Source organism: Corynebacterium sp. MSK047, from assembly GCF_030232285.1.
Taxonomy (GTDB): Bacteria; Actinomycetota; Actinomycetes; order Mycobacteriales; family Mycobacteriaceae; genus Corynebacterium; species Corynebacterium jeikeium_D.
On record NZ_JASPJI010000003.1, the window covers coordinates 72,784 to 99,097 of the forward strand.

Consider the following 26,314-nt stretch of genomic DNA (forward strand, 5'->3'; position numbering starts at 1 on the left):
ATGTGAAGTTGTTGAGTTCAGTTCTAAAGAATTAGAGGGAGGTAGGGGACAGTGGGCTGCTAACTCACCCGCCAGCCTAACGACGAATCGTTGCGACAGTAGTCAGGTCAGCGGCCCACTAACCCCGAAAGTTCCCAGCAAGCGTTCTAGCCCTCGTAGTCGGGTACGTCGCGCCAAGCCAACTTGTGGCGGAGCTTGACGTCGATTTCCGGCAGCTTGATGATGTGCGCAACGTTTTCCCACGGTGCCAGGCGGACGTAGTTGTCCTTGCCCCAGTTGAACTGGTTGCCGGTAATCAGGTCAGTGACATCCATGCGGTCGTGGTTGCGGAGCCCGATGCAATCCATGTCGAGGTGCACGGTAGCTTCCTGGGCATTCCACGGATCGAGGTTGAGAACAACGAGGATGGCATCGCCGGTGACCGGATCGAGCTTCGAGTAAGCCAGCAGGTTGTCATTGTCGATGTCGTGGAAGTGCAGGTTGCGCAGCTGCTGCAGAGCAGGGTGCTCCCGACGAATCTTGTTCAGCGTCGCAATGAACGGCTCCAGCGAGTTGCCGGTGGCCAGTGCCTGGTCGTAATCGCGGCTGCGGAGCTGGTACTTCTCGCTGTCGAGGTACTCCTCGGAGCCCTCCTTGACCGGAACGTTTTCAAACAGCTCGAAGCCGGAGTACATGCCCCACAGCGGAGACAGGGTTGAAGCCAGCGCGGCGCGGATGGCGAAGGCGCCACGGCCGCCCTTGACCAGGAAGTCATGCAGAATATCGGGGGTATTGACCCATAGGGATGGGCGAGCGATGTCCGCATGGCGGGTAATCTCCTTGCCGAATTCGGTCAGCTCTTCCTTCGTAGTCTTCCACGGGAAGTAGATGTAGGACTGAGTGAAGCCAGCCTTGGCCAGGCCGTAGAGGCGGGCCGGGGCGGTGAAGGCCTCGGCGAGGAAGATGACCTCCGGGTTGGTTTCGTGAACGGTTTCAATCAGCCATTCCCAGAAGTTGCCCGGCTTGGTGTGGGGGTTATCCACGCGGAAGACCTTGACTCCACGCTTGACCCAAAACTTCACTACACGCAGAACCTCTGCGTACAGGCCCTTGGCATCGTTGTCGAAGTTCAGCGGGTAGATGTCCTGGTACTTCTTCGGCGGATTCTCGGCGTAGGCAATGGTGCCGTCCGGCAGCACGGTGAACCACTCCGGGTGAGCCTTAGCCCAGGGGTGGTCCGGTGCACACTGGAGCGCTAGGTCGATAGCGACCTCGAGGTCGCGCTCCTTAGCAGCCTTGATGAATTCCTTGAAGTCCTTTTCGTCACCGAGGCTCGGGTGGATGGCGTCGTGGCCACCTTCTGCGGAGCCGATAGCCCACGGAGATCCGACATCGCCCGGTTCCGGGGTCAGGGTGTTGTTGCGACCCTTGCGATTGATTTCACCGATTGGGTGAATCGGGGGCAGATAGACCGTGTCGAAGCCCATGCGCTGAGCGCGATCAAGCTGTGCAACCGCAGTCTTGAATGTGCCGTGCAGCAGCTCGCCATTTTCGCCGTAACCACCGTTGGAACGGGGGAAGAACTCATACCAAGAGGAGTACAGGGCTTCGCGGCGGTCAACCTTGATCTTGCGGGTCTTTCCGCGGGTCAAAAGGTCGCGCACCGGGTGCGCCTGCAAAATGGCGCGGGTCTCGTCGGAAAGCGCGGCTGCAATGCGGGCGCGAAGATCGCCGTCGCCGCGCAGACCTGCGGCGATGGAGCGTAGGTGGTTGCGGTGGATAGCAGCGGCACCAGCGGCGGCGCGGTCGAAGAGAGCGGCGCCAATTTCTAGATCATTAGCGAGTTCAGCTTCGCTCTGACCGGCCTCGAACTTCTTGGTGATAGCGTTGCGCCACGTTGCCATCGGGTCGGACCAGGCATCAATGCGAATGGTCCACAGCCCCGGAACGTCTGGGACGAAGGTGGCATTGACCTGATTTGGATCATGGTCAGAAAAGTGCATTGGAATGCGCTGTGAGCGGGAAGCAAAAGCTGATTCCTTCGGCCCCTTGACGTTGAGCGTGGCGTTCATCGCGTCATGGCCTTCTCGCCAAATGACGGCAAAGGTTGGGACGACTTCACCCACTACGGCCTTCGATGGAGTTGCACCACCGTTGATTTGAGGACGGATGTCATCAATACCGATTCGACCAGTCATAAAAGACGTTCTCCTAATTGTCGGCGAGCTAGGTGAAAATCGAAGCAAAACCATCTCGAGTGAACTCGATTTGCTCTCTACCGAGGATAGATGAGAATGTCCAAGCGCACATTTGGGCAAAGTTAGGGCACCATGGATGTGTGGCTGAATTGGAAGAAGACTTTAACGAAGATTTGCTACTCGACTTTCGCGACGTAAACCTCATCCGTGGTGGCCGTACGCTGGTCGGGCCGGTCGATTGGCAAGTAGAACTTGACGAACGCTGGGTCATCATGGGGCCGAACGGTGCAGGCAAAACTTCTTTGATGCGCATTGCTGCAGCGGAGGAGTTCCCGTCTTCAGGGGTGGCCCATGTGATGGGCGAGCAGATTGGGCGCACCGACATGCGTGATCTGCGCACCATGATTGGTTTGACATCATCGTCGATTGCTCACCGCATTCCCAATGACGAAAAGGTCGCGGACCTTGTTATTTCCGCCAGTTACTCCGTCCTGGGGCGCTGGCGTGAGACCTACGAAGAGATGGATTTCGAACAGCTCTCCGAGATTCTCGAGCGCATGGGTGCTGAGCATCTTGCAGACCGCACCTGGGGCACTCTCAGTGAGGGAGAGCGCAAGCGCGTACTCATCGCACGAGCCATGATGGTCAACCCCGAATTGCTGCTTCTCGACGAGCCGGGAGCCGGACTCGACCTCGGCGGCCGTGAGGACCTGGTCGGTTACTTAGGCGAACTCGCACTCGACCCGGATGCGCCGGCGATGGTGATGATTACGCACCACCCGGAAGAAATTCCGTACGGCTTCACCCATGCGATGCTCCTCGACGAAGGCAATGTCATCGCACAAGGGCTTATTGACGACGTCCTGACCAGTGAGAACCTGACCAAGGCTTTCCACCAGGAAATCGTCGTCGATCGCATCGATGATCGTTACTTTGCGCGCCGGGCACGGCCTGCTGGAAAGCACCGGAAGAAGTAGACGCTCATGGCGGTTCCGACACCTGAAACCCCGAATACGCCCGCGTCGCCGAAACTGGCAGCGACCGTGTTGCTGCTCCGCGACACCCACTGCGGGCTCGAGGTCTACGTTCAAGAACGCGTATCCTCTATGCGCTTTGCGGCCAACATGACCGTGTTTCCTGGCGGTGGAGTAGACCGGCGTGATTTCCCCGCGGTCGCGAATGAGGGCATTGCCATGACCGAGCCGTCGGAAGCCGACCCCGAGTCGCGAATCGCGCAGGCTTTTAACGTCGACCGCGCGCGGGCGCACGCGCTCACCTGCGCGGCCGTGCGTGAGACCTTTGAGGAAACAGGCACTCTGTTGGTTCGCGATGCTGGCGGTGAGATTGTCGCAGATGGCCACCGCTTCCACCGTCAGCGACGACAGTTGGAAGCCCACGAGTTGTCATTGACGGATTTTCTTAGCAATGAAAATCTGGCGCTCGATGCCGAACTCGTCAGTCCTTGGGCTAACTGGGTGACACCCGAATCCAACCCCATTCGTTACGACACCTATTTCTTCCTCGCCGCGCTTCCCGACGGTCAAAGAGCCGACGGTGACACCTCTGAGGCATCATCTTCAGGTTGGTTCCGACCGACTACGATTTTGGATGGATGGCGCCGTGGGCTACTTGGCCTCATGCCTCCGACCTGGGCGCAACTGACTCGCTTGGACGGTGTCAGTACTGTGGCGGAGGCTCTCGAGGCGGCCAGAAACACTCCGGTGCGCCGCACCAGTAGTGACTTCCTCGGGGAACCTTTTATGGATGAGTACTTTGCCGTTGCCACCCACATGGGGCATTTGCGCAAAGGTATGAACCGTTAGCCGACTACTCAACCCCCGTTAACCGGCTGATCCCTAGTTGGAAGGAGATAACGAGTGTCCCTGTCCGCTGCAGAGGTGGCCGCTGTTGCTGCTCACCCGGAGTGGCTAGATGAGGCCGACCAGCTCGCGCTCACTAAAAAGTCTCTGATTGCAGACTCCGCGCATCTACGCCAACACTGTGGCGAGTTTGGTCGCGCGGTCATTGAAGTCGCGGCAGCTCGGCGTTCGGCGGTCAGCAAACTGCCAGGGGACTGGATCTTCTCTTCCGAAGCAGCGCAACAGGCCACGCCCTTTGTCGTCGCGCTGGCTCGCGCTCGTAGGCTTGCGCATCTCGGTGTCGAAGCAGTGGCCGATGTGACCTGCTCCATTGGTACTGAGGTGGCAGCAATTGACCACGAGGGCCTGACCGTTGTCGGGTCTGATCTCGACCTTGCGCGGCTGGCCATGGCGCGGCATAACGTCGGCAAGAGCATTTTCGCGCAGGCCGATGCTTTGCAACCGGCCTTTGACGCACCCGTCATTGTCGCTGACCCTGCACGTCGCTCCGGTGGTCGCAGGATCACCAACCCGGAGGACTTGCTCCCGTCGCTCCCGGCGCTCATAGCCGCCTGGCCCGACAAAGAACTAGCTATCAAATGTGCGCCGGGCCTCGACTTCAGCGAGTGGAGCGGGGAAGTGGCTGTCACTTCGGTGGACGGTGCGGTCAAGGAGGCATGTCTATATACGCCGGGGTTGGCCGGAGTTACCGATGGGCAATCCGTAACGCGATCGGCGATGGTTATCCGGACCGTCGATAAGCACAGGCCGTTAGAGTTGTCGGCGGTGGACGTGCAGACCTACGACGACACCATGCCTGACGACGTCGATGTGCGCGCTGCCGGTCGGTACATCATTGATCCGGATGGGGCGATTGTGCGCGCCGGGCTGGTGCGGCATTTTGCGGCGGCGCATGGGCTGTGGCAGCTCGATGAGCGGATTGCGCACGTCAGTGGCGATGTTTTGCCGCAGGGGATTGCCGGGTTCGAAGTTATTGAGCAAGTGGGGTTGAAGCAGGTTCGCAAGGCACTGGCAGCGTTGGATTGCGGATCGGTGGAGATTCTCGTGCGCGGCGTAGACGTCAACCCCGACGCGTTGCGCAAGCAGTGGAAGCTTAAGGGCTCCAGGGCATTGGCGGTGGTGGTCACGCGCATCGGAAGGAGCGCGACGGCGTTTATCTGTCAGCCCCGGGAGATCGGTTAAGAACCGCTTTACGACGGAAAACTGGTGGGGGTAGCCCGTTGGGGATCGGTGTTTGCTGTCGGCGAATACTGCGGAGACAGCTGCAGTTGATTGCGTACTATTAACGTCTGACATGCGGAAATAGCATGTTGGCGGGCGTGGTGCGCCCGTGGTGTAGAAAAAAATTTAAAAAAATAACGACATTGTTATCTGGATCACCTTCGCATTGGCGACAGGTTCTGTTATCTTCAACACAGACGACCTAGAGCGTGGCCTGGTTCACTTTATTGTGAGGCGGCTTGCGAAGTAAGGTCAGATAAACGTTCACCAGTAATCAACCAGTAAGGACGACAGAAAAATGCCGAACATCGTGGTTCTGGTCAAGCAGGTTCCGGACACCTGGTCCGAGCGTAAGCTCACCGATGACAAGTTTGTCCTCGATCGTGAGTCTGCAGACGCAGTTCTCGACGAAATTAATGAGAACGCTGTTGAGGCTGCCCTGCAGCTGAAGGAAGAGCACGGCGGAAACGTTACCGTCGCAACTGTTGGCCCGGATCGTGCCGTCGAGGCACTGCGCAAGGCTCTGTCCATGGGTGCAGACGACGCTGTCATTCTTTCGGACGACGCACTTGAAGGTTCCGACGCTGTTCAGACCGCATGGGCTCTGTCCAACGTCATCGACACTCTCGAGGATGTTGACCTCATCGTCACCGGCAATGCCTCCACTGACGGTGGCACCGGCTCCGTCCCGGCTATCCTCGGTGTCTACCGCGACCTGCCGGTTCTGACTCACCTGCGCTCTGTCGCTATCGAAGGTGACTCCATCACCGGTGAGCGCGAGGTCGAAGACGGCATCTACCAGCTCAAGGCATCCCTGCCGGCAGTCGTCTCCGTCACTGAGAAGGCTAATAGCCCGCGCTTCGCATCCTTCAAGGGCATCATGGCCGCTAAGAAGAAGCCGGTCACCGAGCTGACTCTGGACGATGTTGCTGCTGAGGCAGAGCAGGTTGGTCTCGAAAACGCTGCTACCGGTGTCACTGGCTCCACCCCGAAGCCGGCTAAGACCGCTGGTGAGCGCATTAACGATGAGGGAGACGGCGGCGCCAAGCTGGCCGAGTACCTCAAGGCCCAGAAGTTCATCTAAGGCGCTTGACGCGAATAGAAGACAAATAGAGATACAAGTAGGAGAAAGATCACTATGACCGACGTCCTCGTTCTCGTCGAGCACGCAAATGGCGAGCTGAAGAACACCACCGCTGAACTGCTGACCGCTGCTTCCGCATTCGGCACCCCGGCCGCAGTTGTCGTGGGTACCCCGGGTACCGCTGCTAGCTTCGCAGACACCCTGGCCTCCTACGGCGCTGGCGAGATTCTCGCTGCTGAGTCCGACGATGCCGACAAGTACCTGATCACCCCTGAGGTTGACGTTCTCGTCGGCCTGGCCTCCGAGCGTGAGGTTCCGGTGCTGGTTTCCGCTTCCGCAACCGGCAAGGAAATCGCTGGCCGCGTCGCTGCGCTGACCGGTTCCGGTCTGCTGTCCGACGTTGTTGCTATCAACGATGACGCTTCCGTTAAGTACTCCATCTTCGGTGGCGAGTACATCGTTGACGGTGTCGGCTACGGCGCATCCCCGGTCTACGCTCTGCGTCCGGGCTCCGTTGACCCGGAGGAGAAGTCCGGTTCCGCTGACGTTACCGAGATCGCATTCCCAGAGATCGGCAACAACGCTGTCGAGATCGTTTCCTTCGCACCGGCTGAGGGCGGCGACCGTCCGGAGCTGACCGAGGCTAAGCTGGTTGTTTCCGGTGGCCGCGGTGTCGCATCCGAGGATGGCTTCAAGAACGTTGTTGAGCCGCTGGCAGACGTTCTCGGCGCAGCTGTTGGTGCTTCCCGTGCTGCTGTTGACGCTGGCTACTACCCGGGTCAGTTCCAGGTTGGCCAGACCGGTAAGACCGTTTCCCCGGACCTCTACGTTGCTCTGGGTATTTCCGGTGCTATCCAGCACAAGGCAGGTATGCAGACCTCCAAGACCATCGTTGTGGTCAACAAGGACGAAGAGGCTCCGCTGTTCGAGATTGCTGACTTCGGTGTCGTCGGTGACCTGTTCGACGTTGTCCCGCAGGCTATCGAGAACCTGAAGTAATACGCACTTGCCTTAAGTCTGCTAGTTGCGTAAGGCTGCTGGTCGAGAGCCAACTCGGCTAGCAACTACCCGCTCGGGGTGGGCACAGATTTCCTGTCTGTTCCCGCCCCGAGCATTTTTTTGGTCCTACTCATCTGTTCGTGCAGATAGTGAGGTTTAACTATGGCGGATAGTGAGCATAAGGCGCACGCAGCGTTATACTGCCTGCATGCTTAATGACCACATCGTTGCCGCTCCGGACGAGAAGAGTGAAATGAAGTCTGCTGCGAAGACCCGTCACTTTGTGGATCATGCCGCGACTACACCATTACGCCCAGAAGCGCGCACGGCAATGGTCGAGAACCTAGGTCTGGCCAACCCCTCGGGGCAGTACGCCACCGCACGCATTGCGAAAAAGGTTCTGGAAGAGTCCCGAGAAGAAATTGCAGAGCTGCTCGGTGCCGATCCCATCGAGGTAGTTTTTACTTCCGGTGGAACTGAGGCCGACAATCTAGCGATTTCAGGCCTGTACTTCAAGGCCTCTGGCTCGGACATTGTGGTTCCACCAATCGAGCACGATGCAGTGTTGAAGACATGCCACCATCTGGAAAAGGAACACTGGGCCAAGATTGTTGAGGCTCCTGTAGGTGCTGATGGTCGCGTTGACATGGTGCAGTTCCCGGAGATTAGTCGGCAGAACACCGCGCTGGTGACGTGCATGTGGGCGAACAATGAGACCGGCACCATCCAGCCGGTGGAGGAGATTGCCAAGCGGGCGAAGGAGGCTCGCGTGCCTTTCCATATCGATGCTGTGCAGGCAGCCGGACATCTGCCAATTGATTTCCACGCAAGTGGCGCCACTACAATGGCCATCTCCGCGCACAAGTTCGGCGGTCCCCGTGGGATTGGGGCGCTGCTTGTTCGTCGTGAAGCGAAACTTACCCCGCATAACAACGGCGGCGGGCAGGAACGCGGACTGCGTTCGGGCACGCAGGACGTGGCGTCGGCGGCGGGCATGGCGGCAGGACTGCGCGCGGCGGTGGACGCGATGGCGGCGGACAATGAGCGAATCCGCGGTCTGACGCAGCAGCTCATCAGGGCAATCGTGCACATCGACGGTGCGATTATCCACACTAGCGAGCTCGCTTTGCCGGGGCACGTCTACGCCAGCTTCCCGGGCGCGGAGGCCGATAGTTTGATCATGCTGTTCGATGCGGCGGGAATTGACTGCTCTACGGGATCGGCATGTAGCGCGGGCGTTAACCGTCCCTCGCACGTGCTGATGGCGATGGGCGTTTCGGAGCCGGAAGCGCGGTCGTCGATTCGTTTTACGCTGGGGTACACCTCGACGCAGGCGGATGTCGACGCCGTCATTTCGGCGCTGCCGGAAACGGTCGAGCGGGCGCGGCGTGCGGGCATGGCTTAGTTTTTGCCCCGTGGTGGTACGGTGACACGTGCACAAAATCTAGAGGGGAAAGGTTGCAACGCAATGCGAGTTCTTGCAGCAATGAGCGGTGGTGTGGATTCTTCCGTGGCTGCGGCGCGTGCATTGGCCGCAGGTCACGAGGTCGTCGGCGTGCACTTGGCGCTGTCGAAAGATCCGCAGTCCGTTCGCGCCGGATCCCGCGGCTGCTGTTCGCTAGAGGACTCCGGCGATGCCCGCCGCGTCTGCGATGAGCTGGGCATTCCTTTCTACGTCTGGGATTTCTCCGAGCGCTTCAAGGAAGAGGTCATGGATGACTTCTACGACTCCTACGAGCGCGGCGAGACGCCGAACCCATGCCTGCGCTGCAATGAACGCATCAAGTTCGCCGCTCTACTAGAGCGCGGCATCGCGCTCGGCTTCGACGCTGTGGTCACGGGGCATTACGCTTTGCTTGGCGACGACGGCCTGTTGCGCCGCGGCCGCGATGCGAAGAAGGACCAGTCCTATGTCCTGGGCGTGCTGGATCGCGAGCAGCTGCAGCGCTCGATGTTCCCGGTAGGAAACACCGAGAAGCCAGAGATTCGTGAAGAAGCCCGCGGGATGGGACTAGGCACTGCCAACAAGCCGGACTCTTACGACATCTGCTTCATCCCGGATGGCAATACCAAGGCGTTCCTGGGCGCGAAGATTGGCTGTCGCCCGGGCACCATTGTGGATAAGGAAACTGGCGACACCGTCGCTGAGCACGACGGTGTCTACGGTTTCACCATCGGTCAGCGCAAGGGGATTGGCCTGGCGGGGCCGATGCCGGATGGCAAGCCGCGCTATGTCACCGGCATTGATGCAGAGACCGGCACGGTGACAATCGGCACGGCTGCGGACTTGAATGTCAACGTGCTCGAGGCCGACCGTGCCATCTGGCTGGCCAACCCGGATGAGGTACTCGCTGCCTCGGAGGCCGGCAAGCTGCAGGTGCAGGTGCGTGCGCACGGTCGCCCCATCGACTGCCGCATTGAAGTGCTGGCAGGACCTGACGATGACGTCACCGGACGCGGTGGCGCCTTCCGGCTGCACCTGAGCGATCCGCTTCGTGGTGTCGCGCCTGGTCAGGCCGCTGTTTTGTACCACACTGACACTGCGGGCGACTACGTGCTGGGCTCCGGCACGATTGTCTCGACCGCCCGTGAAGAGGACTTGTCGTGACCTCCTTTGTCGGCCTTGGCCCGATGCCGGGCCGCAATCCACACGAGGCGGCAGAGATTGTCATTGGCGAATGCCTGGAAGGTCACCTCACGCTACCGACGTTGCCCGCCCGTGGGTTCGGCGCCGATGCCGTCGGTCGCACGGCCGCCCTCATGGCTGACCTCGTCGTCGACAGGGGAGCGCGCTCCTGGAAAGTCGCCGACCGTCGTGGTCGCGCGAGTGCCTTGGCCACTGATTATCTCCACCGAGACATCGACGCGTGCGAGGAAGCGTGGGGACGCACCCCGCAGAAAATTCGCCTGACCGCTCTCGGCCCATGGACGATGGCGACTTCGGTGGAAAATGCCGCAGGCCATCTCATCGCCGTTGACCGCGGCGCCGTGAAGTACTTCGCGCAGTCGTTGGCCGCGGGATTGGCTTCCCACATCGCCGATGTCCGTCGGCGTTTCGACAGCGACATCGAAGTACTTCTGGCAGAACCCGCACTCGGCGCAGTCGTACAGGGCAAAATCAAGGCCCCGTCCATGCTGATGGGCAACGCGGGTTATCTCCCCGCCCAGGGGCACCGCGAGATCGCGGAGATCTTCCTCGAAGTCACAGGGCCGCTGCGTGACGACGACATCGAAGTGACCATCGCGCTGTCGAGCCCCGATGGCCTGGCTGTTCAGGCCTTGGCGGATTCCGGTGCGGCCGGAGTGTGGCTACCTCGCAAAGAACTGACCACCACGCAGCAACTGGATTTTGCGGCTGCCGTGGTCGGTGCCGATATGTCCCTGGAGCTGGGTATTGTGCCAGTGACGGTCACGGAGCGAGAAGAGCACACGGGCGTCCCGGTGGCGACACCGGCTCGAGCACTCGCTGAGCAAGCAGCGCTGTTCTGGGATGAGCTGGGCTATTCGCGCCTACAGATTGCTGAGAGCCTGAATCTGGCGCCGATGGGCGGCTTTGCTGCCAGCTCCAATGAAGAAGCACAGGCGCAACTCGGCGCAGGCCGCAATGCCACGGAGCTTCTTCGTCGGGCAGCCGGTGACTTGGCTCGCGACGAATAGCGACCTTATTCCACCAGCGTATTGAGGTAGTCCGCGAAGTAGGGAAGTGTGAATTCCACGTATCCCGTCGACGCTGACACAATCAGCTCACGGTAAATCAGGTCATGGCGAAGCTGTGAGATGCCAGAGAGTTTGCGTCCCATGGTCTCTGCGATGACGCTCGTGGCCACGGGCTTTCCATTGGGGGAGAGGCGCGCCATCGCTTTGAGAAAATCAATCTGGCGAGGTGACACTTTCCGCAGGCTGGGCGCATGAACTTGCAGCCCGATGCGGCGGATTGATTCCGCTGCGGCATCCGAGACATGCTGAGCGGTAATGGTGTCCGAGTGGGCCAACCTGGCCTTCGCCCAAGCGACTGAGCCAATGGTCTGTATGAGATACGGGTAGCCGTGGCTGAGTTCAGCGGCCAGCTCGACGGCATCCTCGGTCATCGCGCGTTCGCCGAGTTCTGCAGTTCTGCGAATGATGTCCTTGGTGGTCTCCACGTCCAATCGGCCCAGAGACACGCGTTCGGCACGGCGTAAGAATGTTGCGCCCTCTAGCTGGAGCAAGTCTTCGATACCGCTGGGCAGCCCGGCTGCGACAAAGGCAATCTCCGCATCGTCGCGATTTAGGTCCTGGATTGCATGGGCAATTTCGTTGAGCTGTGCGGGTTCTGCACTTTGCACCTCGTCGAGAGTGAGCAAGATGCCGGATCCCTGTGGCATGAGGAGAGCCGAGAGATCCTGAAGTTGGCTGAGCAGATTCCTGCCGGGCTCGGGCTGAGAAGTGCTGACTTCCGTCTTAAACCCGCCAATGCCGGCGATGGACAGGCCGGTGAGGTGACGGCCCTTGCCCGTCGGTGCACTGTCAATGGCACTGAAAGCGCGCGGAATGGTGACATCGGTGAGCTCAGAAATCATTTCAGAGCCGATGTGAGCACGCAGCACAATCCATCCCAGTTGCTTTGCTGCGGCTTCAAACTCGTTGAGAAGTACCGTCTTGCCGATTCCGCGGGTACCGGAAATTAGCGCGGTTCGCCAGGGATTACCGGGGCCTTCCGCCAGAGCCAGCTCAAACGAGTCCAGCTCGACATCGCGCCCACCGATGATGGCCGGGGATCGGCCGAATGTGGGGTGGAAAGGATTGCGTGGGATGGAGATGGCCTTGTCGCTGCGAGTGGTCACGCATCAATCATAGCAATGGATAATCCACATCGACTTGGATAACTTGGATATCCCGCCGAAATTTGGATATTCGGTTTCCGTTGGATAATCACAAAACTCTGGATATTGGGAGAGCCGGGGAGGGTGAAGGGGCCGCTGCTCAGTCCATCGGCCACCCGAAGGTGAAGTCCGACGTATCCTTACCCTTTTCGGTCAGGTACTGCTGCAGGTTCTTCTTGTACTGGTAGTACGCGACGGCCTGCAGCTCCATCAGCTCTTCCCCTGATTTTTCGGTTAGCTCCCGGTAGTGGCGCGCCATCACCCATGCGATGCGCGCAGCCGCCAGAGCATCTTCGGTGGCATCATGTGCCCCGTCCAGGCGCACCTGATAATGGCGGGAGACATCAGTCAAAGTGCGTTTTTCACGACGTTCTGGGTCGACGTAATTATCCAGCACAAAGGGGTCGACGACGAGGCCGTCAACAGTAAAACTGGGATCCTGCGAGCGCAGTACCGTCAGATCATAAGCCGCGTTATAGGCCACTACGGTCAGACCATCGCGCCAGGCAGCTCGAAGGCCGGCAATGGTATCCGCTAGCACTTCATCGTGCGGGCGCCCCTCCGCGCGAGCTTTTTCAGTGGTGATGCCATGCACATCAGACGCAGCTTGTGGAATTTCGACACCGGGATTAGCGAGCATGATGGTGGAATCTTTGCCCTGCTCAGTCAGTCGGACCAGTGCGGAAGTGACAATCTTGCAGGTGCGAGGATCCGTGCCGGTAGTCTCCAGATCAAACGCGAGCATGCGTCGCGGATCGAAATTATGCATGTCTCAACTGTAGCGGAGAGTGCGGATTCGCTGAGGGGCAGGAACAAGGTCAAGAGAATTTCCGTGTCCTCCGGCGCATCCGGGCAATGACATAGAATGAGCGACGTGACTTCCTCGACCGATGAGAACTCCGACCTGTCAACCTCCGATTTGTCTTCGTTTTCCAGCGCCCCCGCCTCCGAGCCAGCGCCGGCGGACGTCCGGGAGAAGTGGCAAGATCTAGCAACTCGCATTCGTGAAAACGCTGCGCTGTACTACACCGCGCAGCCGGTTATCTCCGATGCTGAATACGACGAGATGTTCCGTCAACTGCAGCGGTTAGAGGAGCAGTGGCCCGATCTGGTGGTGCCGGACAGCCCCACGCAGCAGGTCGGTGCGCAGGTCGACACGCCTGCCGACGGGGAAGTGTTCGAGCCTGTTGAGCACCTCGAACGCCTTTACAGCTTGGACAATGTTTTCGATGAGCAGGAGTTGCGCGGCTGGCTGGCCCGCACCCCGGCCAGCACGTATCTGACCGAGCTGAAAATCGATGGCCTGTCTATCGATCTGGTCTATGAGAATGGCCGCCTTGTCCGGGCGGCCACCCGCGGAGACGGCCGCGTGGGGGAGAACGTCACCGCCAATGCGCGCACTATCGAAGATATTCCGCATGAAATCAGCGGCGAGAACATCCCCGACGTGCTCGAGGTGCGTGGTGAAGTCTTTATCTCGTTGGAAGAGTTCGAACGCATCAACGCCGATCGCGTCGAAGCGGGTCAGAAGCCGTTTGCCAACCCCCGTAACGCCGCCGCCGGTTCCCTGCGACAGAAGGATGTTGCAGAAGTGGCCAAGCGCCGGTTGTCCATGATTTGCCATGGAATTGGTCATATCGAGGGCTGGCGTCCACAGTCCCAGCACGAGGCATATCGTGCCTTGGACGAGTGGGGTTTCCACGTGTCGCCGTATACAAAGCAGGTTCATTCCGCGGATGACGTCGTTAAGCAGATGCAGTACTGGGGCGAGCACCGCCACGACGCCATCCACGAGATGGACGGGCTTGTGGTCAAGGTTGACTCCCTTTCCGAGCAGCGCGCGTTGGGCGCGACCTCGCGGGCGCCGCGCTGGGCGATTGCCTACAAGTATCCGCCAGAAGAGGTCACCACGGACCTGCTGGACATTCGAGTCTCCATCGGCCGAACTGGTCGTGCGACGCCATATGCCGTGATGAAGCCGGTCTTCGTGGCCGGGTCAACTGTCGAGATGGCGACGCTACACAACCCTTCCGAGGTGCACCGAAAGGGTGTGCTCATCGGGGACCGTGTGACCATCCGCAAGGCCGGTGACGTGATTCCAGAGGTACTCGGCCCCGTAGCCGATCTCCGAGATGGTAGCGAGCGAAAGTACATTTACCCGACTCTCTGCCCCGAGTGCGGTACTCGTTTGGCTCCGGCAAAGGACAGCGATGCCGATTGGCGTTGCCCCAATACCCGCTACTGTCCAGGTCAGCTGCGGCGTCGAATTGAATTCCTCGCCTCCCGCTCCGGGTTCGATATCGAAAACCTGGGGGAGAGGGGCGCTGCCGATTTGATTCATCGCGGCGTGCTTGCCGACGAGTCCCGCCTCTTCGACCTCACCGAGGAAGATTTGCTCGGCACTGAGGTCTACACTACGGCTTCGCGGAAAACCCTGAACGCCAATGGTAAGAAACTGTTGGCCAACATCGAGGCAGCTAAGGATAAAGAGCTGTGGCGCGTATTGGTCAGCCTGTCCATTCGTCATGTGGGTCCAACAGTGGCGCGGACCTTGGCACAGAAGTTCGGCTCGATGGAGGCGCTGCGCGCTGCGAGCCGCGAGGAGATTTCGGCCATCGATGGCATTGGCGAGATCATCGGCGATTCCGTGGCTGACTGGTTCGAGGTGGACTGGCACCGCGAGGTTGTCGAGCGCTGGGAAGCTGCCGGTGTGCGTATGGCCGATGAGGTCGCCGATCGTCCAGATCAGGTGCTAGAGGGATTGACCGTGGTAGTCACCGGCTCTTTGGAGGACTTCACTCGCGACAGCGCGAAGGAAGCCGTTATCTCCCGTGGCGGTAAGGCCGCAGGGTCGGTGTCGAAGAAGACCGACTACGTGGTGGTTGGCGAAAACGCCGGTTCCAAGGCCACAAAGGCCGAGGAGCTGGGCTTGCCCATCCTCGACGAGGATGGGTTCAAGCGATTGCTGGAAACTGGTCAGGCCTAGCTGGGGCTTGGCCCAGCCAGGATTTGACCCAGCCGGGCCTAAATCTTGGTCTCTTCCAGCTTCCAGACCTCATTGGCGTAATCGCGGATGGTGCGGTCGGAGGAGAAGCGGCCCGAACGGATGATGTTCAGGAAGCACTTCTTGGCCCATGCCAGCTCGTCGCGGTAGTCTTCCGCCATGCGGTCGCGGGTCTCGCGGTAGTCAGCGAAGTCGCCGAGGACGTAGTAAACATCGGCCGGCTCGTACCCGTTGGACTCCAGCAGCGAGAAGTGCAGGTCGTGGAACATTCCGCTGCCACCGTCAGCAAAAGTGCCGTCGACAAGCGAATCGACCGCGCGTTTGAGGCCCGGCACCGTTTCGTAAGTGCCACGCGGGCTGTAGGTGCGGCGCAGCTCCGGCAGTTCCTCTTCCAGCGCACCGAAGATGTAGGCGTTTTCTTCGCCGGCGGCGTCGACGATTTCGACGTTTGCGCCGTCCATGGTGCCCAGCGTCAGTGCGCCGTTCATCATGAACTTCATGTTCGAGGTACCCGAAGCCTCCTTACCGGCAGTGGAAATCTGCTCGGAGATGTCGGTGGCCGGGATGATGTGCTCTGCCGGGGTGACGTTGTAATTCTCAACGAAGGCGACCTGCAGGCGGCCGTCCATGTCCGGATCGTTGTTGACCTTGTCCGCGATAGCATTGATGAACTTAATGATGGCCTTCGCGCGAACGTAGCCTGGGGCGGCTTTGGCACCGAAGATGAATACGCGTGGTGGCACGTCCAGCGTTGGGTCTTCCTTGATGCGGTAGTAGAGATCCAGGATGTAGAGCGCGTTGAGAAGCTGGCGCTTGTACTCGTGCAGACGCTTAATCTGGGTATCGAAGATGGCGTCCGGGTTCACCGAAATACCCTGGCGGTGCTCCAGCCAGGTGGCGAAGTCCTTCTTGTTCTCGTGCTTGATCTCGAGAATCTCACGCAACACGGCCTCGTCGTCAGCAAACTTTTCGAGCTCAGCGAGCTTGTCCAGGTCAGTGACCCAGGCGTCCGAACCCGACAGGCGAGTCAGCAGTGCCGACAGGCGCGGGTTGCACTGGTTGAGCCAGCGGCGCGGGGTGACTCCGTTGGTCTTGTTGTTGAAGCGCTCCGGCCAGATATCGTGCCAGTCCTTCAGCGTTTCGCGCTTAATGATTTCCGTGTGCAGAGCGGCAACACCGTTGATGGAGTACGCGGCGTAGCAGGCAATCCACGCCATGTGGATGCGGCCGTGGGAAATCGGCGCCATGTAATCAATCTTGCCCTGGTCGAAGCCGCGCTCCGCCAGGTCTTCGCGGAAGCGGCGGTCGATCTCACGGGTGATCTCCAGAACGCGGCCGAAGAGACGGTCAAAAATGGAGTATTCCCAGGTCTCCAACGCTTCTGCCAGAACGGTGTGGTTGGTGTAGGCGAAGGTGTTGGACACGACGTTCCAGGCGTCGTCCCAGCTCATATCGTGCTCATCCAGGAGCAGACGCATCAGCTCTGGGATAGCGAGCACCGGGTGGGTGTCATTGAGCTGAATGGAGTTGTACTTGTGGAAATCACGCAGGTCCTCGCCGTGATTCTCGATGTAAGAATCGATCATCGTCTGCAGCGAAGCGGAGACGAAGAAGTACTGCTGGCGGACACGCAGGACCTTGCCGTCATAGGTCGAGTCATTCGGGTAGAGCACGCGGCACAGGTCATGGACGCGTTCACGCTCGACAATGGCGTCGGTGAAGCGCTGCGAGTTGAAGGCGTCATAGTCGAATTCACGCATCGGCTCCGAGTGCCACAGGCGCAGCGTGCCGACATTATCGGTGCCGTAGCCGGTAATTGGCATGTCATATGGAACAGCGCGCACCACCAAGTCATCAAAGGTGACAATCTTGGACAGTTCCTCGCGACGAATGACGAAGGGGTAGCCCTCTTCCATCCACGGGTCCGGGTGCTCATCCTGGAAGCCATCTTCGAAGGTCTGCTTGAACAGACCGTAGCGGTAGAGGATGCCATAACCGGTCACCGGCAGATTCTGCGTGGCACAGGAATCCAGGAAGCAGGCGGCCAGACGACCCAGGCCACCGTTACCGAGAGCGGCGTCATGTTCGGCCTCGAGCACGTCTGTCAGATTCTTGCCGTACTTTTCCACGGCAGCAGAGGCCTCATCCACCAGACCTGTATTGAGCAGGTTGTTCAGCAGGGCGCGACCCATGAGGAACTCGGCGGAGAAGTAGTGCTGCTGGCGGGTAGCAGCGTATGCCTCCGTGGTGCGCTGCCAGTTGTCCGCTAGGTCATCGACAACAACCCGTGACAGACCGGACCAGAATTCCATCTCAGTGGACGACTGGGGGACACGGCCGGACTCGGCACGAATGTGGGATCCGACGAGGTCACTCAAGTTCGACATCAAAGAAGCTCCTTATTGACTGGTATCATTTCCAGACTTTACCGCTAAGCGTGAATCACTGCGCTCCATAGGGGAGGAGCCTTAGGGTAAGAGCTTCGAGCGGAAGGGAGCTGCCCTCAGAAGAGGGCAGCCCATTAGCCGCTGCTAGTCGATAATCGCGCCGACAATCGTGCCAATCCGTCCCAAGTGCTCAACCTCACTTGGTAGGAAGTCCGGCCCGCCGGGCCGGCCAATAACGAGAACGAGGCCCTTGCCCATCGGAGTGGCGGCAATGGAGGAGTCCATAACTGTCCAGTCCTCCGGCAGCCACGTTTCTTCGTCCGGATCGAGGTTTCGCGGCGAGTCAATTGGGGCTTCCGGCAGAGTCCGGCCGTTATCCTCTGGAGCAGCGGTAGAGGAAGCGCGACGTACCCAGCGGCCATCGCTCTGTTCGCCGAGGACGATAGCCCAGCCGGCAGTCATAGTCTGAGGCAGGCCGTCGACGACATCTCCGAGGGCACGATCTAAGTTTTTCGTGTGCTGCGAGAACTTGGCCAGCAGTGCAATCTGTCCGCGGCGGTCGACCGAGCCGGAGAAAGGCCTAATTGAATCGACTTCCACTCCGCTAATGGACTGAGCCGCTGTAATCAGTGTGTCTGGTAGCAGGCCCATGGGCAGGTCAACCACGATGTCGTCAACAACAACGCCATTAGCGCCGTAATCTACGACATCGACACTGCGAATATCACCTTCTACTTCGCCCAGGGCAGCCGCGACGTAGCCAAGTGCGCCTGGTTCGTCGGGAAGCTGGATGCGAAGGAGGTAACTCATGGCTGTGTGCACAACCTTTCGAATAATTGATAGTGATGCTTGCGGTGTAACTATAGAAGTAGTGATTTAGGCTACAGGGTAAACCTTTGAAATGTAAGACCCTGCGGACAACTGCTTGGCGACAACGACTACTGTTGGCAAGTACAGCCCGCTCGCGCGGTTCAAAATCAGTTTCAACTAAACTTCTGTGCACTAGCTTCGTACGAAGAAATGAAAGGGGTACTAGCGTGCCAGCTATCTCACGCGATGAGGTCGCCCACCTAGCGCGATTGTCCCGTCTGGCTCTGACTGACGCGGAACTCGACGAGTTCGCCGGTCAGATCGACGGCATTATTAACCACGTCCAGGCCGTTCAAAAGGTGGCTACGGATGATGTTGAACCGATGAGTCACCCCTCTTCGCTGTCCGGTGTGATGCGCGAGGACGTCGTCAAGCCGACGCTGACTGCGGAGCAGGCGCTGGACCAGGCGCCGTCGCAGGACCGCCAGCGCTTCGAAGTTCCCCAGATTCTCGGCGAGTAGGAGTACGTGGAAGAAATGACTGCAGCTAACCCGAACCTGCATGCCGCTGTTGCTGAGGACCCGATTCTGGGGCTGAGCGCTTTTGAGCTCGCACAGAAGATTCACGCTCGTGAGCTGACCTCGGTAGAGGTCACCCAGGCGTTCCTCGACCGTATCGCGGCAATTGATGAGGACATTCACGCATTCCTGCACGTCGGTGCCGAAGAGGCCCTGGCTGCAGCTCGCAAGGTCGATGAGTCGCTGGATGCTGGCGAGGAGCCGGCCTCCGCACTGGCCGGTGTTCCGCTGGCGCTGAAGGATGTCTTCACTACCACCGATGCGCCGACCACCTGCGCTTCCAAGATGCTCGAGGGCTACATGAGCCCTTACGACGCAACGGTTACTGCCAAGTTGCGTGCAGCTGGCATCCCAATCCTGGGTAAGACCAACATGGATGAGTTCGCGATGGGCTCGTCGACTGAGAACTCCGCTTACGGCCCGACTCACAACCCGTGGGATGTTGAGCGCACCGCAGGCGGTTCCGGTGGTGGCTCTTCCGCGGCGCTGGCCTCCGGTATGGCTCCGCTGGCTATCGGTACTGACACCGGTGGCTCGATTCGTCAGCCAGCAGCTCTGACCGCAACGGTCGGTGTGAAGCCGACCTATGGCACGGTATCCCGCTACGGCCTGGTCGCTTGTGCCTCCTCGTTGGACCAGGGTGGCCCGACCGCGCGTACCGTTCTGGACACCGCGCTGTTGCACGAAATCATTGCTGGCCACGACGAGAACGACTCGACTTCCACGGAGCAGCCGATTGCCGATGTGGTTGCTGCTGCCAAGGAAGGTGCTACCGGTGACCTCACGGGGGTTAAGGTCGGCATCGTCAAGCAGTTTGACCGCACCGAGGGGTACCAGGCCGGTGTACTGGACAGCTTCCACGAGGCCGTCGACAAGCTTAAGGAAGCTGGCGCGGAGGTTGTCGAGGTCGATTGCCCGAACTTCGACCACGCACTGAGCGCGTACTACCTGATTCTGCCGTGTGAGGTCAGCTCCAACCTGGCTCGTTTCGACGGCATGCGTTACGGCCAGCGTGTTGGTGATGACGGTACGCACTCCGCCGATGAGGTCATGGCTATGACCCGTGCCGCTGGTTTCGGCGATGAGGTTAAGCGACGCATCATCATCGGTACCTACGCGCTATCGGTCGGCTACTACGACGCCTACTACATCCAGGCACAGCGTGTCCGTACCTTGATTCAGCAGGACTTCGAGCGGGCCTTCGAACAGGTGGATGTCCTGATCTCGCCGACCACTCCGACCACTGCGTTCAAACTGGGCGAGAAGGTTGACGACCCGCTGAGCATGTACATGTTCGACCTGTGTACTCTGCCGCTCAACCTGGCCGGCATGTGTGGCATGTCCGTGCCGTCGGGCCTGGCTGAAGACACCGGCCTGCCGGTGGGCCTGCAGATTATGGCTCCGCGCCACGGTGATGATCGTCTGTACAAGGTCGGCGCGGCCTACGAAAAGGTTCGTGGCCCGATTGCATAAAAGCGCTCAATAAGCGTTAGTCGGTTTTCTTCAACCGTCGTTTTCTCACCGAAGTGGGAGAGCGGCGGTTGTTGTCGTGCCGGGGGAAATTTCATACATGCGCAGGAACGCAAACATGAAGAGAGTCAGAATTAAAAGCCCGCCGCGGTTTATGCCGTGGATTTATGGGCTGGTCATTGTCATAGCCATTGCCGTCAGTCTGGTCGCTGCGGTGGTCTTCGGCTCGGCGGATATCACCTGGTCCACCACGACACAGGTCATTTCGCATCACCTCTTCGGCACTGAGCTCGATGAGTCTGTGCCCGCCAGTTCGGACACCATCATCTGGAATCTCCGCGCTCCCCGGGGAATTCTCGCAGCGATTGTAGGGGCGGGGCTAGCTGTCTCCGGTGTGGCTATGCAGACATTGGTCCGTAACCCGTTGGCAGACCCGTATCTGCTAGGTATTTCCGCGGGTGCCGGCGCCGGTGCGACCGCGGTGATCATCTTTGGTGCTTTCTCCGGTAGCCCCATCGCGCCGCTGACATTCGGCGCACTCCTCGGTGCAGTCATGGCCACCCTCGCAGTCGGCGCCTTCGCTACGGCCGGGGGAGGACTAACCCCGCTGCGTTTGGTGCTCTCTGGCGTTGTGCTCTCCGCTGCGTTTTCCGCGCTGAGTAGCTTCATGGTCTTCGCTGGGCCAGACCCGAGGGCCGCGCAGTCTGTGATGTTTTGGATGCTGGGCTCGGTTGCCGGTGCGACATGGGTGAAGACACTCTTCCCGCTCATCGTCCTCATCGCAGTACTGTTGTTTTTCCTGTTCAAGGCCCGTCATCTCGATGCGCTGGCAACTGGTGAGAGCACCGCAGCGGCCGTAGGTATTGACGTTTCTCGGCTACGCACGCAGGTATTTGTGCTCCAGGCTGTCCTCGTCGGCACGCTCGTGGCGGTATCGGGCGGTATCGGGTTTGTCGGCCTGGTGATTCCGCACTTGACCCGCATCTTGGTAGGTGCCACGCACCGCGTTGTCCTACCGGTTGCTGCACTCATGGGTGGGCTGTTTCTCATCTGGGTGGACATCATCGCGCGCGTAGTGGGCGGAAGCCAGGAAATGCCGCTGGGCGTGGTCACGGGACTGGTTGGCGCACCGCTCTTCCTCTACCTCATGAGCCGCTCGCACTACAGCTACGGAGGTGCCGAGTAAATGAGCGCCCCACAAAAATCTGTCCTCTCCGCGAAAGATGTGCGCTGTGACATCGCCGGACGCACCATCGTCAGCGGAGTCAACCTCAGCTTCGGCGCGGAGCCCATGACCGCCATCATCGGTGTTAACGGCGCGGGCAAATCCACGTTGCTGCGTGCGCTCGGCGGAATCACGAAACCGGCCGCGGGCGAGGTCGAGATTAACGGCACATCGATGAGTTCAATCAGCTCGAAGCACCGCGCTCGTGATCTCGCTTTCGTCGCACAAAACGAGGTCCCACCCGCCGAAATGCGCGTGCGCGACTTTGTCTCCCTCGGTCGGTTGCCCTACCAGCGCCTTTTGGGTGGCAACACTGCCGAGGACAACTCCCACGTCGACCGTGCGCTGGCGCTCGTAGGTCTGGAAACAGTCGCGCAACGCCTGTGTGGGCAGCTCTCGGGCGGGCAACGTCGTCGCGTATGTTTGGCGCGCGCCATCGCCCAGGACTCGCCGATTATGCTTCTCGACGAGCCCACCAACCACCTCGACGTGCGCCATCAACAATCCGTCCTCCGGCTGGCCCGCTCCAGCGGAGCGTGTGTCATTGCCGCCATCCACGACTTGGACCTGGTGATGAACCACTTCGACCGCGTCATCGTGGTCGCGGACGGCGGTATCGCGGCCGACGGCATCCCCGTAGACGTGCTGACCCGCGACTTCGTCGCCAAAATCTTTCAGGCTGAATCCTGTCAGCTCAATTCTCCCTCTGGCCGCCGTCATCTCGCAATCGATAGCGAGCTGGATGCTGCCACCATCAACTAGGAGTACTCCCTTGAATAACGCACATGCTTTCCGACGTCCCCTGCGTGCCTCAGCAGCTGGTATCGCAGTGGCTGCACTGGTATTCGGAGCCGCCGCCTGTGGCTCTGATGAGGGAACGCAGGCTTCGTCGTCAGGCCTTACCCTCACCAACTGCGGTGAAGAAGTCAGCTACCCGGGTGTAGCTAAAAAGCTGCTCATCAACGACGGTAATATCGCCTCGCTGGCGCTAGCTGTGGGGGCCGCGGATGAGATCACTGCAGTGAGCTCTATGGCCTCGCACCTGCCGGTGTTGACCGCAGCTTACGGCGATGAAATTGCGCAGAAGCCAGAAGTTGCGAAGGAATACCCGAATCTGGAGCAGGTTATTGCGGCCGAGCCGGATCTGATGCTGGCGGGCTGGGGCTATGGATTTAGCGAGGATAAGGGTATTACCCCGGAATCGCTTTCCGAGCACGGTATCGGTGCCTACACCCTGACGGAATCTTGCCGCACTGGTGACGCAGCCTCGGCGGGCAAGGAAGGCAGTGGCGACCCGGGACACACTCGTGGTCTGGTGGACCCGTGGGAAGCCGTCAAAATCGATTTGAAGAACATCGCTACTTTGACCGGACACGACGGTGAGGGCGACAAGGTTATTGCAGATATTGATAACCGTCTGCAAGCCCTGGATGCCGCGCCGAAGGGCGTCAAGAAGCCGGTGGGCTTCCTCTTTGACTCTGCCGGCGACGCACCGTTTACCTCGGGTTCCTTTGGCGCACCGCAGGGCATCCTGGAAAAGGCCGGCGCGACGAATGCAGCCGAGTCTATTAAGGACACCTGGACCACGATGTCCTGGGAACATGTCGCGGAAACGGAACCCGACTTCATCGCGCTTGTGGACTACCCAGGTCAGACCTTCGAAGAGAAAATCAAGGTTTTGCGCACGAATCCGGCAACGAAGGATCTCGAGGCGGTCAAGGAGAACCGCTTTATTAACCTGCCGATTGCATTGTGGACGGAGTCTCCGCTGAACGTCGATGCCGCAGAGTACGTGCGCAAGGCGCTCGAGGAATATGGTCTTGTGCCGGCGTCGGAGGTGACGACGAAGATGGCGCTACCGTCCGAGCTACCAGGGCAGGAGTACCTGCGGAAGTAGTTTCGACCAAGGCCGTCAAGCACGAACTGACTAACGCGACTAAGGTGGGCATCATGCGAATTGCGACCCTTACCTCCGGTGGAGATTGTCCCGGTCTGAATGCCGTTATCCGTGCAATTGTCCGTACCAGCTCGAGCGAGTACGGCTCAACCGTCGTCGGTTTTGAGGACGGTTGGATTGGTCTTATGGAAGACCGTAGGGTCCAGCTTTACGACGATGAGCGGATTGACCGTATGCTGCTGCGTGGCGGCACGATGCTGGGCACCGGCCGCGTGCATCCGGACATTCTCATGTCTAACCTCGACCGCATCAAGGAAAATCTCTCTGATGCGGGCATCGATGCCCTGATCCCAATCGGTGGCGAAGGTACGCTGAAGGCCGGCAAGTGGCTTTCGGACAATGGGGTGCCGGTCGTCGGTGTTCCGAAGACTATTGATAATGACGTCAACGGTACGGACTACACCTTCGGTTTCGACACGGCTGTGGCTGTTGCCACCGACGCGGTTGACCGTCTGCACACCACTGCGGAATCCCACCAGCGCGTCATGATTGTTGAGGTCATGGGTCGACACGTGGGCTGGATCGCTTTGCATGCGGGTATGGCCGGCGGTGCTCACCACATTGTCATTCCGGAAAAGCCATTCGACATCAACGAGATTGTGAAGTCGATGGAGCGCCGTTTCCAGATGGGTGAGAAGTACGGCATTATCGTCGTCGCTGAGGGCGCCACCCCGAAGCCGGGCACCATGGAGTACGAAGAGGGCGGTGTCGACCAGTTCGGCCACCAAACCTTCAACGGCATTGGTCAGGTTATTGGTGCGGAGATTAAGAAGCGCACCGGGTACGACGTTCGCACCACGGTGCTGGGTCACATTCAGCGTGGCGGTACGCCGACTGCGTACGACCGCGTGCTTGCTACCCGCTACGGTGTCCACGCCACCCGAGCAGTACACGAGGGGGACTTCGGCAAGATCGTCGCTCTGCACGGTGAGAACATCGAGCGTATCGACATCGACGATGCGGTTGCTGAGTTGAAGGTTGTGCCGGATGGCCGTTACCGCGCAGCTGCTGCGCTGTTTGGTTAAACGCGTCGGTTAAGCACGCGTTGCTAAACATTTAGGCACATCTTCGTAACAAAATAGGCATACTGCCCGAGCTGGTGTATCAATCACCAGTCCGGGCAGTATGTTTTATAAGGTTCCGGTTTTTGAAAAATAGACTTATATTTAGGATTTTCTCGTTATGTGGAAAAGAGCCACAACAATCGCGATGGCCTTTGTCGGCCTAACTGTCGGTGCCGGATTCGCATCCGGCCAGGAAATGATGCAGTACTTCGTGGCATTTGGCACTAACGGCTTGTGGGGCGTGGTACTTGCCTCCGTCGTGATGATTGCCAGTGGCCTGGCAGTGCTGTCAATTGCCAGCTACTTGCAGGCTGATGAGCACTCCGAGGTCTTCGACGTAATCACCCGCAGTTGGGTTTCGAAGATTTTGGATATCGCCGTGATGATCACGCTGTTCTGTACCGGCTTCGTCATGTTCGCCGGTGCCGGTGCGAACTTGAACCAGCAGTTCGGACTTGAGGTGTGGATCGGCGCCGTCATCATGGTTGCCCTGACTTTGGGTGTAGGCATGCTGGATGCCGACAAGGTCAGCCGCGTGATTGGCATGATCACTCCATTCATTATCGTGTTCCTGCTTGGAGCCGGTATCTACACTTTGTTCACCACCGACACGTCGATGTCGGAGGCCGCGCAGTACACCAATGAACTGTCGACATCGCTGCCACACTGGTCTATTTCTGCCCTGAACTATGTCGGTTTCTGTGTGATGGTGGCCGTATCGATGTCGATTGTCATCGGCGGTAGCTACCTGAACCCGCGTGAAGCTGGCATCGGTGGTCTCATGGGCGGGAGCATCTATGCAGGTCTGCTGACGCTGGTGACCTTTGCCCTCTTCTTCAAGGTCAAGGATGTTGGCCACGAAGATATGCCGACCCTGGCAATCGTCAATGACATCCACCCGGTCCTGGGTACCGTGATGGCAATCATCATCTACGCCATGATTTTTAACACGGCCATTGGCATGTTCTACGCGCTGGGCCGCCGCCTAACACGCAATACCCCGCACCGTTTCCGCCTGGTATTCATCGTGACCGTGCTGATTGGCTTTGGCCTAAGTTTCTTTGGGTTCAAGGCTCTGGTTGGCTCCATTTACCCGGCACTAGGCTATGTCGGTATCGCCCTAATCGTGATTCTGTGCGGTGCGTACCTGGCAGGACGCAACAAGCTGATGGAGGAGTCGAAGCGTCGCGGTCGTATCCGTAAGCTCGCACGCCGAAAGATGCACCCGAACAAGAAGTTCACCACCGCCGATCAGAAGAAGCTCGATCGCGCTTTGGCTAACTCCAACATTTCCAACGTCGACCTTCAGGAAAGCGTTCGCGATGACATCGTCGAGGAACTGGTCAGCGACGATAACGTGAACTTCACTGAGGATGACGCCGAGCGCATCGTAGAAAAGGATAATGAGCGCCTGGAGAAGCTGTCCGAAATTGAAGAAGCTTCCGATGAAGAAAACCCTCGCGAGACCGCGAAGGACTCCTTCCCAGGCGAGACCACAGCTACTGCGCCGAAGAAGCTGGCCGGTCAGACTAAGAACGCATTCAAGCGCGTGGCTCACCCTAAGCCGAAGAAAGAAAACTAACTAGCGCGACTGGG

General features: G+C 59.3%; 21 protein-coding genes. 16 read left to right on the plus strand and 5 right to left on the minus strand.

Going from position 1 to position 26,314, the window contains the following annotated elements; all coding sequences use genetic code 11:
* Positions 1-146: 146 nt before the first annotated feature.
* Positions 147-2,177, minus strand: a complete 2,031-nt coding sequence (locus QP981_RS01760) for an alpha-1,4-glucan--maltose-1-phosphate maltosyltransferase (RefSeq protein WP_070595729.1) — start codon at positions 2,175-2,177, stop codon at positions 147-149.
* A gap of 140 nt (positions 2,178-2,317) precedes the next feature.
* Here QP981_RS01760 and QP981_RS01765 point away from each other — a divergent pair, with 140 nt between their 5' ends.
* The 8 genes from QP981_RS01765 (at position 2,318) to QP981_RS01800 (ending at position 11,018) form a co-directional block, all read left to right on the plus strand.
* Entirely contained in the window at positions 2,318-3,154 is an 837-nt protein-coding gene (locus QP981_RS01765; RefSeq protein ID WP_048735276.1) for an ABC transporter ATP-binding protein, read from the plus strand.
* A gap of 6 nt (positions 3,155-3,160) precedes the next feature.
* Complete coding sequence (locus QP981_RS01770; protein ID WP_284857342.1) at positions 3,161-4,000, plus strand: NUDIX hydrolase; 840 nt, start codon at positions 3,161-3,163, stop codon at positions 3,998-4,000.
* 54 nt (positions 4,001-4,054) lie between these two features.
* A complete protein-coding gene (locus QP981_RS01775; RefSeq protein WP_284857341.1) occupies positions 4,055-5,239 on the plus strand; it encodes a THUMP-like domain-containing protein in 1,185 nt (394 codons plus the stop codon).
* A 337-nt stretch (positions 5,240-5,576) separates the two neighbouring features.
* Positions 5,577-6,362 (plus strand): electron transfer flavoprotein subunit beta/FixA family protein, encoded by a 786-nt coding sequence (locus QP981_RS01780; RefSeq protein ID WP_016422470.1) that lies wholly within the window; start codon positions 5,577-5,579, stop codon positions 6,360-6,362.
* A gap of 54 nt (positions 6,363-6,416) precedes the next feature.
* Complete coding sequence (locus QP981_RS01785) at positions 6,417-7,361, plus strand: electron transfer flavoprotein subunit alpha/FixB family protein (protein ID WP_070549672.1); 945 nt, start codon at positions 6,417-6,419, stop codon at positions 7,359-7,361.
* Between the two features lie 253 nt (positions 7,362-7,614).
* Complete coding sequence (locus tag QP981_RS01790; protein WP_284857367.1) at positions 7,615-8,766, plus strand: cysteine desulfurase family protein; 1,152 nt, start codon at positions 7,615-7,617, stop codon at positions 8,764-8,766.
* A 63-nt stretch (positions 8,767-8,829) separates the two neighbouring features.
* Positions 8,830-9,969, plus strand: coding sequence for a tRNA 2-thiouridine(34) synthase MnmA (gene mnmA / locus QP981_RS01795; protein ID WP_284857340.1), 1,140 nt, complete (start codon positions 8,830-8,832; stop codon positions 9,967-9,969).
* Positions 9,966-11,018: a uroporphyrinogen decarboxylase/cobalamine-independent methonine synthase family protein gene (locus QP981_RS01800; RefSeq protein WP_070652911.1), complete on the plus strand. Its 1,053-nt coding sequence runs from the start codon at positions 9,966-9,968 to the stop codon at positions 11,016-11,018. The genes mnmA and QP981_RS01800 overlap by 4 nt, the downstream gene beginning before the upstream one ends.
* A gap of 5 nt (positions 11,019-11,023) precedes the next feature.
* Here the strand turns inward: QP981_RS01800 and QP981_RS01805 are convergent, their stop codons facing one another.
* Together QP981_RS01805 and QP981_RS01810 are read right to left on the minus strand one after the other, a co-directional pair.
* Entirely contained in the window at positions 11,024-12,184 is a 1,161-nt protein-coding gene (locus tag QP981_RS01805) for an ATP-binding protein (RefSeq protein WP_048735292.1), read from the minus strand.
* Between the two features lie 139 nt (positions 12,185-12,323).
* Entirely contained in the window at positions 12,324-12,992 is a 669-nt protein-coding gene (locus tag QP981_RS01810) for a 3'-5' exonuclease (RefSeq protein WP_069358819.1), read from the minus strand.
* A gap of 96 nt (positions 12,993-13,088) precedes the next feature.
* On the opposite strand from QP981_RS01810, the gene ligA reads away from it, so the two are divergent.
* Positions 13,089-15,209, plus strand: coding sequence for an NAD-dependent DNA ligase LigA (gene ligA / locus QP981_RS01815; RefSeq protein WP_101738712.1), 2,121 nt, complete (start codon positions 13,089-13,091; stop codon positions 15,207-15,209).
* A gap of 38 nt (positions 15,210-15,247) precedes the next feature.
* Here the strand turns inward: ligA and QP981_RS01820 are convergent, their stop codons facing one another.
* The gene (locus QP981_RS01820; protein ID WP_284857339.1) at positions 15,248-17,614 is read right to left on the minus strand and encodes a glycogen/starch/alpha-glucan phosphorylase; all 2,367 of its coding nucleotides are present in this window, start codon (positions 17,612-17,614) and stop codon (positions 15,248-15,250) included.
* 144 nt (positions 17,615-17,758) lie between these two features.
* Positions 17,759-18,424 (minus strand): ACT domain-containing protein, encoded by a 666-nt coding sequence (locus QP981_RS01825; RefSeq protein ID WP_048735304.1) that lies wholly within the window; start codon positions 18,422-18,424, stop codon positions 17,759-17,761.
* Between the two features lie 227 nt (positions 18,425-18,651).
* On the opposite strand from QP981_RS01825, the gene gatC reads away from it, so the two are divergent.
* The 7 genes from gatC to QP981_RS01860 all read left to right on the plus strand — a co-directional run bounded on the left by gatC (position 18,652) and on the right by QP981_RS01860 (position 26,300).
* Complete coding sequence (gene gatC, locus QP981_RS01830) at positions 18,652-18,945, plus strand: Asp-tRNA(Asn)/Glu-tRNA(Gln) amidotransferase subunit GatC (RefSeq protein ID WP_070603746.1); 294 nt, start codon at positions 18,652-18,654, stop codon at positions 18,943-18,945.
* A 15-nt stretch (positions 18,946-18,960) separates the two neighbouring features.
* Positions 18,961-20,475 carry an Asp-tRNA(Asn)/Glu-tRNA(Gln) amidotransferase subunit GatA gene (gatA, locus tag QP981_RS01835; protein ID WP_016422480.1) on the plus strand — a complete coding sequence of 505 codons (1,515 nt, stop codon included), beginning with the start codon at positions 18,961-18,963 and terminating at the stop codon, positions 20,473-20,475.
* Positions 20,476-20,590: 115 nt separating this feature from the next.
* Positions 20,591-21,658, plus strand: a complete 1,068-nt coding sequence (locus QP981_RS01840; RefSeq protein WP_502869547.1) for a FecCD family ABC transporter permease — start codon at positions 20,591-20,593, stop codon at positions 21,656-21,658.
* The gene (locus QP981_RS01845) at positions 21,659-22,459 is read left to right on the plus strand and encodes an ABC transporter ATP-binding protein (protein ID WP_284857338.1); all 801 of its coding nucleotides are present in this window, start codon (positions 21,659-21,661) and stop codon (positions 22,457-22,459) included.
* A 10-nt stretch (positions 22,460-22,469) separates the two neighbouring features.
* Positions 22,470-23,594: an ABC transporter substrate-binding protein gene (locus QP981_RS01850; protein WP_284857337.1), complete on the plus strand. Its 1,125-nt coding sequence runs from the start codon at positions 22,470-22,472 to the stop codon at positions 23,592-23,594.
* A 53-nt stretch (positions 23,595-23,647) separates the two neighbouring features.
* The gene (locus QP981_RS01855) at positions 23,648-24,679 is read left to right on the plus strand and encodes an ATP-dependent 6-phosphofructokinase (RefSeq protein WP_038628534.1); all 1,032 of its coding nucleotides are present in this window, start codon (positions 23,648-23,650) and stop codon (positions 24,677-24,679) included.
* A gap of 157 nt (positions 24,680-24,836) precedes the next feature.
* Entirely contained in the window at positions 24,837-26,300 is a 1,464-nt protein-coding gene (locus QP981_RS01860) for a YkvI family membrane protein (RefSeq protein WP_147722646.1), read from the plus strand.
* Positions 26,301-26,314: the final 14 nt, after the last annotated feature.

Bases quoted from the DNA above. Each gene is read 5' to 3' on its own strand.
- QP981_RS01860 (WP_147722646.1), top strand. From the start codon at position 24,837: ATGTGGAAAAGAGCCACAACAATCGCGATGGCCTTTGTCGGCCTAACT.
- QP981_RS01760 (WP_070595729.1), bottom strand. From the start codon at position 2,177: ATGACTGGTCGAATCGGTATTGATGACATCCGTCCTCAAATCAACGGT.
- QP981_RS01855 (WP_038628534.1), top strand. From the start codon at position 23,648: ATGCGAATTGCGACCCTTACCTCCGGTGGAGATTGTCCCGGTCTGAAT.
- QP981_RS01785 (WP_070549672.1), top strand. From the start codon at position 6,417: ATGACCGACGTCCTCGTTCTCGTCGAGCACGCAAATGGCGAGCTGAAG.
- QP981_RS01810 (WP_069358819.1), bottom strand. From the start codon at position 12,992: ATGCATAATTTCGATCCGCGACGCATGCTCGCGTTTGATCTGGAGACT.
- gatA (WP_016422480.1), top strand. From the start codon at position 18,961: ATGACTGCAGCTAACCCGAACCTGCATGCCGCTGTTGCTGAGGACCCG.
- QP981_RS01770 (WP_284857342.1), top strand. From the start codon at position 3,161: ATGGCGGTTCCGACACCTGAAACCCCGAATACGCCCGCGTCGCCGAAA.
- QP981_RS01845 (WP_284857338.1), top strand. From the start codon at position 21,659: ATGAGCGCCCCACAAAAATCTGTCCTCTCCGCGAAAGATGTGCGCTGT.
- QP981_RS01820 (WP_284857339.1), bottom strand. From the start codon at position 17,614: ATGTCGAACTTGAGTGACCTCGTCGGATCCCACATTCGTGCCGAGTCC.
- QP981_RS01825 (WP_048735304.1), bottom strand. From the start codon at position 18,424: ATGAGTTACCTCCTTCGCATCCAGCTTCCCGACGAACCAGGCGCACTT.
- mnmA (WP_284857340.1), top strand. From the start codon at position 8,830: ATGCGAGTTCTTGCAGCAATGAGCGGTGGTGTGGATTCTTCCGTGGCT.
- ligA (WP_101738712.1), top strand. From the start codon at position 13,089: ATGAGCGACGTGACTTCCTCGACCGATGAGAACTCCGACCTGTCAACC.
- QP981_RS01780 (WP_016422470.1), top strand. From the start codon at position 5,577: ATGCCGAACATCGTGGTTCTGGTCAAGCAGGTTCCGGACACCTGGTCC.
- QP981_RS01840 (WP_502869547.1), top strand. From the start codon at position 20,591: ATGAAGAGAGTCAGAATTAAAAGCCCGCCGCGGTTTATGCCGTGGATT.
- QP981_RS01790 (WP_284857367.1), top strand. From the start codon at position 7,615: ATGAAGTCTGCTGCGAAGACCCGTCACTTTGTGGATCATGCCGCGACT.